This window comes from Streptomyces sp. NPDC054872 (genome assembly GCF_053610705.1).
In genome coordinates, this window is record NZ_JBSGYY010000064.1 from 1 (window position 1) to 12,674 (window position 12,674).

The window sequence follows — 12,674 nt, forward strand, 5'->3', positions numbered from 1 at the left end:
GCCCACAGGTCTTCCGGCGCCATACGCTCGACAAGCGCAGCAGTCATCACCCCAGACTGCCGCAAGATCACGCCAACTGAAATGGCGTCTAAGCCGTACGGCCGGCGAGGCCCACCGCCACCGCCCACCGGCCGAACGACACCGAAAGACTCGGAGGACCTGCGGTGCACGAACTGCCGCAACAGCTGGTCAACGGCCTGCTACTGGGATCCATGTACGGCCTGATCGCCATCGGCTACACAATGGTCTACGGCATCGTCCAGCTCATCAACTTCGCCCACGGCGAGATCTTCATGGTCGGCGGGTTCGGCGCCCTCACCGTCTGGCTGTGGCTGCCCGGCGGCACCAGCATGTGGCTCGCCCTGCCACTCATGCTCATAGGCGCCGTCATCGTCTCCACCCTCATAGCGGTCGGAGCCGAACGCTTCGCCTACCGCCCCCTGCGCGGCGCACCCCGCCTCGCACCCCTCATCACCGCCATCGGACTCTCCCTCGCGCTGCAGCAAGCCGTCTGGGCCTGGTACCCCAACGCGAAATCGTCCCGCACCTTCCCCGAGTTGCCCGGCGGATCCATCCACCTCGGCTCCGTCACCATCCAGCCCGGCGACATCTTCCTGCTGATCACCGCCCCGATCTGCATGTTCGCCCTCGGCTACTTCGTCATGAAGACCCGCGTCGGCCGCGGCATGCAAGCCACCGCACAGGACCCCGACACCGCCAAACTCATGGGTGTCAACACCGACCGCGTCATCGTCGTCGCCTTCGCCATCGGCGCCGCCTTCGCCGGCATCGCCGCCGTCGCCTACGGCTTCCGCTACGGAGAAGTCCAGTTCCGCATGGGCTTCCTCTGGGGCCTCAAAGCCTTCACCGCCGCCGTACTCGGCGGCATCGGCAACATCTACGGCGCCATGCTCGGCGGCCTCGTCCTCGGCGTCGCCGAAGCCATGGCCACCGCCTACATGAACGACATCCCCGGCATGAGCCAGCTCGGCGGGCAGTCCTGGGCCGACGTCTGGGCCTTCGTACTCCTCATCGTCGTACTCCTCGTCAGGCCACAAGGTCTCCTTGGCGAGCGCGTCGCGGACAGGGCGTGAGAACCATGACCACACAGACCACTGCGGCCGACACGCCCAACCCCCAGCACGCCCCCACCGGCCTCATCGCCATCCCCGAGGGCCCCGCCCGCGCACTGGCCACCGGCGGCGGCATCCTCACCATCATCTCCACGTTCATGGCCTGGACCTGGACCGCGGCATTCCCCGGCGACCTCACCGTCTACGGCTACCCCGGCGGCCTCCAGGTCCTCGTCCTCATCGCCGGCATCCTCACCACCCTCTTCGGCCTCGCCGGCTACGGCGTCAAAGGCATACGCACCCTCGCCCCCGGCGGCGCCGACGCAGCCCTGAAGTACGCGGCACTCGCCGCCTTCCTCACCGCCTGGTACACGATCATCTCGATCAGCTACCAGCTCGGCGGCCTCGCCAACCTCGACCCCGGCGGCTGGGTCGCGGCCATCGCCACCCTCGCCTCATTCACCGGTGCCCTCGCCCTGCCCTTCGTACGACCGCACACCTACGCGATCGACCCCGAGGACACCGGCAGCGAACAGTTCAAGCACCGCCTGCGCAACGGCCTCGTCATCTTCAAGGGCGCATTCGCCGCCGAAGCCCCGCCCGCCCCGCGCAAACTCCCCAGCTACCTCGAGATCCTCGTCATCATCGCCGCACTCGCCATAGGCCTCCTGGTCTTCACCTACGGCATCGGCACCGAATACGACGAACTCTTCATCGGCTTCCTGGTCACCGTCGCGTTCAGCTTCGCCGCACTCACCAAGGCCGGACTCGTCGCCCAGGTCTCCACCTACACCGCACGGCACCGCAACGTCACACTCGCCGGCGCCTTCGCCGCAGCCGCCGCCTTCCCGTTCACCCAGAGCGACGACCAGTACGCCACCATCGGCGTCTACATCCTCATCTTCGCCACCGTCGCCCTCGGCCTGAACATCGTCGTCGGCCTCGCAGGACTCCTCGACCTCGGATACGTCGCCTTCCTCGGCGTCGGCGCCTACGCGGCATCCATGGTCTCCGGATCACCGTCCTCACCCTTCGACGTCCACCTGCCGTTCTGGGGCGCCATCCTCGTCGGCGCAGGCGCGTCACTCATCTTCGGCGTGCTCATCGGCGCACCGACCCTGCGACTGCGCGGCGACTACCTCGCCATCGTCACCCTCGGCTTCGGAGAGATCTTCCGACTCGTCGCGATGAACTCCGACGGCACCTCAGGGCCGGACATCACCAACGGATCGAACGGCATCTCCTCGATCCCGAACCTCAAGATCCTCGGCTTCGACCTGGGCGTCGAACACACCATCCTCGGCTTCACCATCGGCCGCTTCGCCAACTACTTCTTCCTGATGCTGGTCATCACCTTCGTCGTCGTCCTGGTCTTCAGGCGCAGCGAAAACTCCCGCATCGGACGCGCCTGGGTCGCCATCCGCGAAGACGAGACCGCGGCACTCGCCATGGGCATCAACGGCTTCCGCGTCAAGCTCATCGCCTTCGCACTCGGCGCCACCCTCGCCGGACTCGCGGGCACGGTCCAGGCACACGTCACCTACACCGTGACACCCGAGCAGTACCAATTCGCCAACACCGTCCCACCCAACTCCGCATTCCTCCTCGCCGCCGTCGTCCTCGGCGGCATGGGCACCATCAGCGGACCCCTCGTCGGCGCGGCACTGCTCTACCTCATCCCGAGCAAGCTGTCCTTCCTCGGCGACTACCAGCTCTTCGCCTTCGGCCTCGCGCTGGTCCTCCTCATGCGCTTCCGCCCCGAAGGCCTCATCCCCAACCGCCGCCGCCAGCTCGAATTCCACGAAGCCGAACTGGCCCCCGGCGACACGCCGCCACCCACAGTCCTCAGCAAGACAGGGGCCTGAGCCATGACCACCGACACCACCACCAGCAAGGACAACCCCGCCGCGACGCCGGCCGGAGAAACCGTCCTCGACGCCAAGGGCGTCACGATGCGCTTCGGCGGCCTCACCGCCGTACGCTCCGTCGACCTCACCGTCAACAGCGGCGAAATCGTCGGCCTCATCGGACCCAACGGCGCAGGCAAGACCACCTTCTTCAACTGCCTCACCGGCCTCTACATCCCCACCGAGGGCGAAGTCCGGTACAAAGGCACGGTCCTGCCCAGCAAATCCTTCAAGGTCACCGCGGCCGGCGTGGCCCGCACCTTCCAGAACATCCGCCTCTTCTCCAACATGACAGTCCTGGAGAACGTCCTCGTCGGACGCCACACCCGCACGAAGGAAGGCCTCTGGTCAGCCCTCCTGCGCGGCCCCGGCTTCCACAAGGCGGAAGCCAAGTCCAAGGCCCGCGCCCTGGAACTCCTCGAGTTCGTCGGCCTCGCCGAAAAGGCAGACCACCTCTCCCGCAACCTGCCCTACGGCGAACAACGCAAGCTGGAAATCGCCCGCGCCCTCGCCAGCGAACCAGGCCTGCTCCTCCTCGACGAGCCCACCGCAGGCATGAACCCGCAAGAAACCCGCGCCACCGAAGAACTCGTCTTCGCCATCCGGGACATGGGCATCGCCGTCCTCGTCATCGAGCACGACATGCGCTTCATCTTCAACCTGTGCGACCGAGTCGCCGTACTCGTCCAAGGCGAAAAACTCGTCGAAGGCGACAGCGAAACCGTCCAACAGGACGACCGCGTCATCGCCGCCTACCTGGGCGAACCCTTCGAAGGTGCCCCCGGCAGCACAGAGGCCGACGCGACGGGCAACGAGGAGAACAACCGATGACCGCACTGCTCGAAGTCGAGGACCTCAAGGTCGCCTACGGCAAGATCGAAGCCGTCAAAGGCATCTCCTTCAAGGTCGAAGCCGGCGAGGTCGTCACCCTGATCGGCACCAACGGCGCAGGAAAAACCACCACACTCCGCACGCTCTCCGGGCTCCTCAAGCCCGTCGGCGGCTCCATCAAATTCAACGGAAAAGCGCTCCGGAAATACCGCGCCGACCAAATCGTCGCACTCGGCCTCGCCCACTCCCCCGAGGGCCGGCACATCTTCCCGCGCATGACCATCGAGAACAACCTGCGGCTCGGCGCATACCTGCGCAACGACAAAACGGCCATCGAAAAGGACATCGCGCGCGCCTACGAACTCTTCCCCATCCTCGGGGAACGCAGAAAGCAGGCAGCGGGAACACTCTCCGGCGGCGAACAGCAAATGCTCGCCATGGGACGCGCACTCATGTCCCAGCCGAAACTGCTCATGCTCGACGAACCCTCCATGGGCCTCTCGCCGATCATGATGCAGAAAATCATGGCGACCATCGTCGAGCTCAAGGCCCAGGGCACGACCATCCTGCTCGTCGAACAGAACGCCCAGGCGGCGCTCTCACTCGCCGATCACGGTCACGTCATGGAAGTCGGCAAGATCGTCCTCTCCGGATCGGGGAACGACCTGTTGCACGACGAGTCCGTACGCAAGGCGTACCTGGGCGAGGACTGAGGACTCCGCGTCACCTCGCCTTACATACGAGAAGGCCCGCACCCCGGCTTCGGGGTGCGGGCCTTTTCCGTACGTACGCGAAGCTACTGCCCCTTGGCGGCCTTCTTCTCGTCGGCGTCCTCGATGACCGCCTCCGCGACCTGCTGCATCGAAAGCCGCCGGTCCATCGACGTCTTCTGAATCCAGCGGAACGCGGCAGGCTCCGTCAGCCCGTACTCCGTCTGCAGGATCGACTTCGCCCGGTCCACCAGCTTCCGCGTCTCCAGACGCAGCGTGAGGTCCGCGACCTCGCTCTCCAGCGTCTTCAGCTCCGCGAAGCGCGAGACGGCCATCTCGATGGCCGGCACCACGTCGGTCTTGCTGAAGGGCTTCACGAGGTACGCCATCGCGCCCGCGTCCCTGGCCCGCTCGACCAGGTCACGCTGCGAGAACGCGGTCAGCATGAGCACCGGGGCAATGCTTTCCTCGGCGATCTTCTCGGCCGCCGAGATGCCGTCCATGACGGGCATCTTCACGTCCAGGATCACCAGGTCCGGCTTGTGCTCGCGGGCCAGCTCGACGGCTTTCGCCCCGTCACCGGCCTCGCCGACGACGGTGTAACCCTCTTCCTCGAGCATCTCCTTGAGGTCGAGCCGGATAAGAGCCTCGTCCTCGGCGATGACGACACGGGTCGTCAGCGGAGGCACGTGCGACTTGTCGTCGTCATCGGCTACGGGCTGGGGCGACTCGGGGGAAGTCACGGGGGCTCCTAGATCAGGGCAGGGGTGCAGCTCCCAAGAGCCTACCTAGCTGCGGTATGGTGGTTGGGCAGCGGGTCGGGAGAAACCTTCGATTCGTTTGGCCCCGGTAGTCCAATTGGCAGCAGACGAAGGTCTCAAACACCTTACAGTGTGGGTTCGAGTCCCACCCGGGGCACTTTTCCTTAATTCCCAAGGTCACCACTCGCAAGCGGATGTTCTCGTTCCCGTGAACATCCGCTTTTTGCTGCTCCCCGCTGCGATCAGCCGCACACAGTATCGCCATGAACTTCCACGCACAGAGGTACGGCAGAAGGCCCTCACGTTGCTGCGAGGCGGCACGAAGAACGCCGACGTTGCCCGCCAGCTGAATGTCCCGAGCGGCACCATCTCGTACTGGCGGCACATGGACCGCGCCAAGCGCGGGGAGTGTCCGGGCAAACACGATCCCAAGTGCCCGCAGTGCGACGGGCGCGATCTCGACAGAGCCGCGTACTCCTACCTCCTGGGGCTCTACCTCGGAGACGGGCACATCATCCAGTACTCCGGCCACCGTGTCCCTAGCTTGATGATCGCCTGCACTCAGTCGTGGCCGGGCCTCATGGACGCCTGTGAACGAGCCATGCGTGCTGTCTTCCCGGACAACTCCGTGTGCCGAGTGCGCAGAACGGGGTGCAGCACGGTCAAGGTCTACTCGAACCACTTGTGGTGCATGTTTCCGCAACACGGAGCGGGCAAGAAGCACGAGCGCAAGATCGCCCTGGAGCCCTGGCAACAGGAGGTTATCGACGCCCGCCCCTGGGAGTTCATCCGCGGCCTCATCCACTCCGATGGCTGTCGCATCACCAACTGGACGACCCGCATCATCGGCGGCGAGCGGAAGCGCTACGAGTACCCGCGGTACTTCTTCACCAACTTGTCCGGCGACATCATCCAGCTCTTCACCGACACCCTGGACAGAGTCGGCGTCGACTGGAAGGCAGCGAACCATCGCAACATCTCCATCGCCCGCAAAGCCTCAGTAGCCCTCATGGACACCCACGTAGGCCCCAAATACTGACCCACCCCACGCCCACGCAATAGGACACGTCACACCCCTCCTCCGCCCTCCCTGGGAGCTGCCCCAAATCCACGGCGGACCCTTGCCCCGCCCCGTACCCCGCTGCGATCTTCGGCCCCATGACTCCCCTGAACAGGCGCAGCTTCGTCGCTGCCGCCGCGGGTGCTGCCGCAGCAGCCGTGGCCATGAATCCGCAGACCGCCTCAGCCGTTGACCGTGACGGCACCGGCAGGGGCGGGGACGACTTCGCCGATGCCGACAGGGGGTTCATCGCGGCCCTCACCCCGGGGGTGGTGAAGAACGCCAAGGGCCAGGTCGTCTGGAACAACGACGCGTACGGCTTCCTCAAGAAGGACGCCCCCAAGACCGCGCACAAGAGCCTGTGGCGCCAGTCGCAGCTCGTGTCGAAGCAGGGGCTCTACAAGGTCACGGACCGTGTTTACCAGGTGCGTGGGCTCGATCTGTCGAACATGACGATCGTCGAGGGCGACACCGGCGTCATCGTCATCGATCCGCTGATCTCCGCGGAGACCGCTGCCGCCGCGCTCAAGCTCTACCGCGCGCACCGCGGTGACAAGAAGGTCACCGGGCTCATATACACCCACCCGCACGTCGACCATTTCGGTGGCTGCCGTGGTGTGCTGCCGGATGGTGCGGGGGACGTGCCGATCCTCGCGCCCGAGGGGTTCATGGAGCATGCCGTGTCGGAGAACGTCTATGCCGGTACGGCGATGCAGCGGCGTTCCGGCTATATGTACGGGGCGCTGCTCCCCAAGTCGCCGACCGGGCAGATCGGTTGTGGTCTTGGGCAGACCGTTTCGGTGGGGTCGATCGGGCTGATCCCGCCGACGCGGGACATCACGCGGACCGGTCAGGTCGAGACGGTCGACGGGGTGCGGTTCGAGTTTCAGATGACGCCGGGGACGGAGGCGGCGGCAGAGATGAACTTCCTGCTCCCCGAGCTGCGTGCCGTCTGCATGGCGGAGAACGCGACGCACACGATGCACAACATCATCACGTTGCGTGGGGCGCAGGTGCGGGATGCGCGGCAGTGGGCGCGTTACCTCGGCGAATCCGTGGTGCTTTTCGACGGGCGGGTGGATGTCGCGTTCGCCTCGCATCACTGGCCGACGTGGGGCGGGGCCACGATTGTGGAGTTGCTTGAGCGGCAGCGGGATCTGTACGCGTACATGCATGACCAGACGTTGCGGATGATCAACAAGGGGATGACGGGGCGGGAGATCGCCGAGGAGATCGAGTTGCCGCCCGCACTCGCCGGCGTATGGGCGAACCGTGGGTATTACGGGTCGCTGAGCCATAACGTGAAGGGCATCTACCAGCGGTACATGGGCTGGTTCGACGGTAACCCGGCCCACCTGTGGGAGCACCCTCCCGTCGAGGAGGCGAAGCGGTACGTGAAGGCGATGGGGGGCCGCTCGGCGACGGTGGCGAAGGCCAAGGGGTTTGCGCGGGGCGGTGATCTGCGGTTTGCGGTGACGTTGCTCAATCATGTGGTGTTCGCGGACCCTGGGCACAAGGCTGCCAAGTCTGAACTGGCCGCGATATATACGAGGTTGGGGCAGGCGTCGGAGAACGCTGTGTGGCGGAACTTCTATCTGACGGGCGCCCGTGAGTTGCGTGAGGGTGTGCCCGATTCTCCTACGACCGTGGCGAGCGCGGATCTGCTGATGGCGCTCTCCGTGGACCAGTTGATCGATTCGGTGGCGATTCGCGTGAACGGGCCGAGGGCGTGGGATCTGGCGCTGCGGATGGACTGGAGTCTTCCGGCCTTGGGAAAGGTCTGGCATCTGTCTTTGCGGCACGGGGTGTTGACGTATCGCAGCGACGCGAAGAGGGATCCAGAAGCAGGCGTCACGCTGACGATGACCAAGCCTCAGCTGCTCGCGATGCTGGGCGGCAAGGGGCTCGGTGACATCGAGGTCGAGGGGGACGCGAAACTCCTCGGCGAGCTGCTCGGCGTGGTGGACGAGCCGGACCCGAATTTCGCGATCGTGACGCCCTAGACACGCTAGACACGCTCGTACGAAAGCGAGGGGCCGCTCCCCCCGGAGCGGCCCCTCGGTTCACGTACGCGGTCGGCTTACTTGGGGCTGTCGTCTTCGCCGATGTGGTGGATGCGTACGAGGTTGGTGGAGCCGGCGACTCCGGGTGGGGAGCCTGCGGTGATGACGACGACGTCGCCCTTCTCGCAGCGGCCGTACTTCAGGAGCAGTTCGTCGACCTGGCGGACCATGGCGTCGGTGGAGTCGACGTGCGGGCCCAGGAAGGTTTCGACGCCCCAGGTGAGGTTGAGCTGGGAGCGCGTGGCCCGGTCCGGGGTGAAGGCGAGCAGCGGGATCGGTGAGCGGTAGCGGGAGAGGCGGCGGACGGTGTCGCCGGACTGCGTGAAGGCCACGAGGAATTTGGCGCCGAGGAAGTCGCCCATTTCGGCGGCTGCGCGGGCTCCGGCGCCGCCCTGGGTGCGGGGTTTGTTGCGTTCGGTCAGTGGCGGGAGGCCCTTGGCGAGGATGTCCTCCTCGGCGGCCTCGACGATGCGGCCCATCGTGCGGACCGTCTCGATGGGGTATTTGCCGACGCTGGTCTCGCCGGAGAGCATCACCGCGTCCGTGCCGTCGATGACGGCGTTCGCGACGTCCGAGGCCTCCGCTCGTGTGGGGCGGGAGTTGTCGATCATCGAGTCGAGCATCTGGGTGGCGACGATGACCGGTTTCGCGTTCCGCTTGGCGAGTTTGATGGCGCGCTTCTGGACGATCGGCACCTGTTCGAGGGGCATCTCGACGCCGAGGTCGCCGCGGGCGACCATGATGGCGTCGAAGGCGGCGACGATGTCGTCGATGTTCTCGACGGCCTGCGGCTTCTCGACCTTGGCGATGACGGGGAGGCGGCGGCCTTCTTCGTCCATGATGCGGTGTACGTCTTCGATGTCGTGGCCGCTGCGGACGAAGGACAGGGCGATGACGTCGAATCCTGAACGCAGGGCCCAGCGGAGGTCTGCTTCGTCCTTGTCGGAGAGGGCGGGGACGGAGACGGCGACGCCGGGGAGGTTGAGTCCTTTGTGGTCGGAGACCATGCCGCCTTCGACGACGGTGGTGGTGACGCGGGGGCCGTCGACGGCGGTGACCTCCAGGGTCACTTTGCCGTCGTCGACGAGGATGCGTTCGCCGGGGGTGACGTCTTGGGCGAGGCCGTCGTAGGTGGTGCCGCAGGTTTGGCGGTCGCCTTGGACGCCTTCTTCGACGGTGATGGTGAATTCGTCTCCGCGTTCAAGGAGTACGGGTCCTTCGCTGAAGCGGCCGAGGCGGATCTTCGGGCCTTGAAGGTCGGCGAGGATGCCGACGCTGCGGCCGGTCTCGTCGGATGCCTTCCGTACGCGCTGGTAGCGCTCCTCGTGTTCGGCGTAGGTGCCGTGGCTGAGGTTGAAGCGGGCGACGTCCATTCCGGCTTCGACCAGTGCCTTGATCTGGTCGTACGAGTCGGTGGCGGGGCCCAGGGTGCAGACGATTTTCGCTCGGCGCATGTTTCGAGCCTAGGGCTTACCGGCCGGTAGGGAATTGGCTGGGCATGACTACTCAACAACCTTTGCGTGAAGGGTTATTGACAAGTGTTGAATTGTGCGGGGCGCTGCTCTGATGAGCGATTTTCGGGGCGCCCCGCGGCTGACATCTCCTCCGCGGCTACAGCTGCGGCGGTGTCATCGTGAAGCGCGCATTGACCTGTGCGTAGACGTGTTGCCGTTGGGGTTCGAGGTCGAGGGGGGCTGCTTCCTGGACCATGTCGGCGGCGCCTCCGTAGGCGACGGTGCGCATGGCGGGCGTCGGGGCGCCGTAGCCGTACGGTTGGGCGTTCTCGGCGCCGATGTCGGCGAGTTCGACGAGGGCGGCGAGGGTGGTGCCCAGTGCTTCCGCGTACTCCCGGCCTCGCTGTACCGCTTCCCTGACCGCGTGCTGGCGGGCGTCGCGGTGGGTGGGTGAGTCGGGGCGCAGGGCCCAGTAGGGGCCGTCGACGCGGGTGAGTTCGAGGTCTGCGAGGCGTGTGGTGAGTTCGCCGAGTGCGGTGAAGTCGGTGAGTTCGGCGGTGATGTGGACGCGGCCGTGGTAGGCGCGGACGCGTTCGCCGCGGCCGTGTTTGGTCAGTTCGGGGCTGATGGAGAAGGCGCCGGTTTCCAGGGTTTCGACGGATTCGCCGTAGGTTTTCACGAGGTCGATGACGCCTGCGTTGCGGCGGGTGAGGTCGTTCAGGGCGTCGCGTCGGTCGGTGCCGCGGGCGCTGACGGTGATGCCGATGCGGGCGATCTCGGGGTCGACTTCGAGGTGTGCCTCGCCTTTGACGGCCAGGCGTGGGGCGTCCGGGGTGCCGTAGGGGGTCGGAGTGGGGGTCGTCTCGTCCATGCGGCCACTCTCGCATTGGGGGGCGGCACCGGACAGTCATCGGATCGAAACCTGCGGGGTCTGTTGCGGGTGGTGTGGTCGGGGTCAGAATCTACGCGCGTTACATCGTTCGGTCATGGGTCCAAGGAGAGTACGAAATGCCGCTGAACCGCCGGAAGTTCCTGGGCAGGTCCGCCGCCGCCACGGGCGTGGCGCTCGCGGGCGGGGTGGCCGCGGCCCCCTCCGTGTCGGCGCGGGCGTCCGGGAGGCCCGCCAAGCGGAAGAAGCGCTATTCGTTCACCGTGATGGGCACGACGGACCTGCACGGCAATGTCTTCAACTGGGACTATTTCACGGACAAGGAATTCGACGACAAGGACCACAATGATGTGGGCCTGGCGAAGATCTCCACTTTGGTGAACGAGATCCGGGAGGAGAGAGGGCGCCGTAACACGCTCCTCATCGATGCGGGCGACACCATTCAGGGCACGCAGCTGTCGTACTACTACGCCAAGATCGACCCGATCACCGCGGCACGCGGGCCGGTGCATCCGATGGCGCAGGCGATGAACAGCATCGGTTACGACGCGGCGGCGCTCGGGAATCACGAGTTCAATTACGGCATTCCCGTGCTGCGGAAGTTCGAGGAGCAGTGTGACTTCCCGCTGCTCGGTGCCAACGCTCTCGACGCGAAGACGCAGAAGCCCGCCTTCCCGCCGTACTTCATGAGGCGGCTGCGTACCCCGCACGGCCGTGACGTGAAGGTGGCGGTTCTAGGTCTGACCAACCCTGGTATCGCGATCTGGGACAAGGCGAACGTGCAGGGGAAGATGACGTTCCCGGGTCTGGAGGAGCAGGCGGCGAAGTGGGTGCCGAAGCTGCGTTCCATGGGTGCGGACGTCGTGATCGTCTCGGCGCACTCCGGTTCCAGCGGCACGTCTTCGTACGGTGATCAGCTCCCGCATGTCGAGAACGCGGCGGGTCTGGTGGCGGAGCAGGTGCCCGGCATCGACGCGATTTTGGTGGGGCACGCGCACACGGAGATCCCCGAGTATGTCGTGGAGAACAAGGAGACGGGTAAGAAGGTCGTCCTGTCCGAGCCGCTGAAGTGGGGTCAGCGTCTCACCCTCTTCGACTTCGACCTGGTGTGGGTCAAGGGTCGCTGGACGGTGGAGAAGGTCGGCGCGCAGGTCCTGAACTCCAATACGGCGGCGGAGGACAGGAAGATCACCCGTCTGCTTGCCGACGAGCACAAGAAGGTCGTCGCGTACGTCAACCAGGTCATCGGTACGTCGACGCAGGCGATGAGCACGGCCGAGGGCCCGTACAAGGATGTGGCGATCATCGACCTGATCAGTCATGTCCAGGCGGAGACGGTGAAGGAGGCGCTGAAGGGCGGTCAGTACGCGGCGCTTCCGGTGCTGTCGCAGGCGTCGTGTTTCTCGCGTACGGCGGGCATTCCGGCGGGTGAGGTGACGATCAAGGACGCGGCGGGGCTCTATCCGTTCGAGAACACCCTTGAGGCGCGGCTGGTCACGGGCGCCCAGCTCAAGGAGTACCTGGAGTTCTCGGCGCGCTATTACGTGCGGACGGCGGCCGGCGGTCCGGTGGATCCGGCGAAGCTGACGAACGCGGACAACATCCCGGACTACAACTACGACGCGCTGTATGGCGTGACGTATGAGATCGATATCGCCAAGCCGGTGGGTTCCCGGATCGTGAAGCTGAGCTTCGGCGGCAAGGACATCGATCCCAAGGCCGAGTTCGTGCTCGCGGTGAACAACTACCGGGCCAGCGGCGGTGGCAACTTTCCGCATGTGGCGGGCGCCAAGCAGTTGTGGGCGAACTCGGACGAGATCCGGAACACGATCATTCAGTGGGTGCAGGCCAAGGGGACGGTCGACCCGGCCCAGTTCGCGTCGGTGGACTGGAAGCTGACCCGGGACGGCACTCCGGTGTTCTGAT

General features: G+C 65.8%; 10 protein-coding genes and 1 tRNA gene. 8 read left to right on the forward strand and 3 right to left on the reverse strand.

The window, feature by feature from the left end; all coding sequences use genetic code 11:
• Positions 1–164 precede the first annotated feature (164 nt).
• The 4 genes from ACWGIH_RS41875 to ACWGIH_RS41890 are packed head-to-tail and all read left to right on the forward strand — an operon-like array spanning position 165 to position 4,524.
• Positions 165–1,094, forward strand: coding sequence for a branched-chain amino acid ABC transporter permease (locus ACWGIH_RS41875; RefSeq protein ID WP_383285497.1), 930 nt, complete (start codon positions 165–167; stop codon positions 1,092–1,094).
• 5 nt (positions 1,095–1,099) lie between these two features.
• Positions 1,100–2,938 carry a branched-chain amino acid ABC transporter permease gene (locus ACWGIH_RS41880; protein ID WP_453448498.1) on the forward strand — a complete coding sequence of 613 codons (1,839 nt, stop codon included), beginning with the start codon at positions 1,100–1,102 and terminating at the stop codon, positions 2,936–2,938.
• Positions 2,939–2,941: 3 nt separating this feature from the next.
• Positions 2,942–3,811 (forward strand): ABC transporter ATP-binding protein, encoded by an 870-nt coding sequence (locus ACWGIH_RS41885; RefSeq protein WP_453448497.1) that lies wholly within the window; start codon positions 2,942–2,944, stop codon positions 3,809–3,811.
• The gene (locus ACWGIH_RS41890; RefSeq protein ID WP_453448496.1) at positions 3,808–4,524 is read left to right on the forward strand and encodes an ABC transporter ATP-binding protein; all 717 of its coding nucleotides are present in this window, start codon (positions 3,808–3,810) and stop codon (positions 4,522–4,524) included. The genes ACWGIH_RS41885 and ACWGIH_RS41890 overlap by 4 nt, the downstream gene beginning before the upstream one ends.
• Positions 4,525–4,607: 83 nt before the next feature.
• On the opposite strand, the gene ACWGIH_RS41895 is transcribed toward ACWGIH_RS41890, so the two are convergent.
• Positions 4,608–5,264 carry an ANTAR domain-containing response regulator gene (locus ACWGIH_RS41895; RefSeq protein WP_453448495.1) on the reverse strand — a complete coding sequence of 219 codons (657 nt, stop codon included), beginning with the start codon at positions 5,262–5,264 and terminating at the stop codon, positions 4,608–4,610.
• A gap of 100 nt (positions 5,265–5,364) precedes the next feature.
• Here ACWGIH_RS41895 and ACWGIH_RS41900 point away from each other — a divergent pair.
• From ACWGIH_RS41900 to ACWGIH_RS41910, 3 genes are all read left to right on the forward strand, one after another.
• Positions 5,365–5,439, forward strand: a tRNA-Leu gene (locus tag ACWGIH_RS41900).
• A gap of 228 nt (positions 5,440–5,667) precedes the next feature.
• The gene (locus ACWGIH_RS41905) at positions 5,668–6,321 is read left to right on the forward strand and encodes a helix-turn-helix domain-containing protein (RefSeq protein ID WP_453448494.1); all 654 of its coding nucleotides are present in this window, start codon (positions 5,668–5,670) and stop codon (positions 6,319–6,321) included.
• A gap of 119 nt (positions 6,322–6,440) precedes the next feature.
• The gene (locus ACWGIH_RS41910) at positions 6,441–8,345 is read left to right on the forward strand and encodes an alkyl/aryl-sulfatase (RefSeq protein WP_453448493.1); all 1,905 of its coding nucleotides are present in this window, start codon (positions 6,441–6,443) and stop codon (positions 8,343–8,345) included.
• A 77-nt stretch (positions 8,346–8,422) separates the two neighbouring features.
• Here ACWGIH_RS41910 and pyk read toward each other — a convergent pair whose 3' ends face one another.
• Together pyk and ACWGIH_RS41920 are read right to left on the reverse strand one after the other, a co-directional pair.
• Positions 8,423–9,859 carry a pyruvate kinase gene (gene pyk / locus ACWGIH_RS41915; RefSeq protein WP_453448492.1) on the reverse strand — a complete coding sequence of 479 codons (1,437 nt, stop codon included), beginning with the start codon at positions 9,857–9,859 and terminating at the stop codon, positions 8,423–8,425.
• A gap of 157 nt (positions 9,860–10,016) precedes the next feature.
• Positions 10,017–10,730 (reverse strand): SIMPL domain-containing protein, encoded by a 714-nt coding sequence (locus ACWGIH_RS41920; RefSeq protein ID WP_453448491.1) that lies wholly within the window; start codon positions 10,728–10,730, stop codon positions 10,017–10,019.
• A 137-nt stretch (positions 10,731–10,867) separates the two neighbouring features.
• Here ACWGIH_RS41920 and ACWGIH_RS41925 point away from each other — a divergent pair, with 137 nt between their 5' ends.
• Entirely contained in the window at positions 10,868–12,673 is a 1,806-nt protein-coding gene (locus ACWGIH_RS41925; RefSeq protein WP_453448490.1) for a bifunctional metallophosphatase/5'-nucleotidase, read from the forward strand.
• Position 12,674 lies beyond the last annotated feature (1 nt).

Excerpts from the sequence above, each read along its gene's own strand:
- ACWGIH_RS41905 (WP_453448494.1), top strand. The coding sequence starts at position 5,668 with ATGGACCGCGCCAAGCGCGGGGAGTGTCCGGGCAAACACGATCCCAAG.
- ACWGIH_RS41920 (WP_453448491.1), bottom strand. The coding sequence starts at position 10,730 with ATGGACGAGACGACCCCCACTCCGACCCCCTACGGCACCCCGGACGCC.
- ACWGIH_RS41910 (WP_453448493.1), top strand. The coding sequence starts at position 6,441 with ATGACTCCCCTGAACAGGCGCAGCTTCGTCGCTGCCGCCGCGGGTGCT.
- pyk (WP_453448492.1), bottom strand. The coding sequence starts at position 9,859 with ATGCGCCGAGCGAAAATCGTCTGCACCCTGGGCCCCGCCACCGACTCG.
- ACWGIH_RS41890 (WP_453448496.1), top strand. The coding sequence starts at position 3,808 with ATGACCGCACTGCTCGAAGTCGAGGACCTCAAGGTCGCCTACGGCAAG.
- ACWGIH_RS41885 (WP_453448497.1), top strand. The coding sequence starts at position 2,942 with ATGACCACCGACACCACCACCAGCAAGGACAACCCCGCCGCGACGCCG.
- ACWGIH_RS41880 (WP_453448498.1), top strand. The coding sequence starts at position 1,100 with ATGACCACACAGACCACTGCGGCCGACACGCCCAACCCCCAGCACGCC.
- ACWGIH_RS41925 (WP_453448490.1), top strand. The coding sequence starts at position 10,868 with ATGCCGCTGAACCGCCGGAAGTTCCTGGGCAGGTCCGCCGCCGCCACG.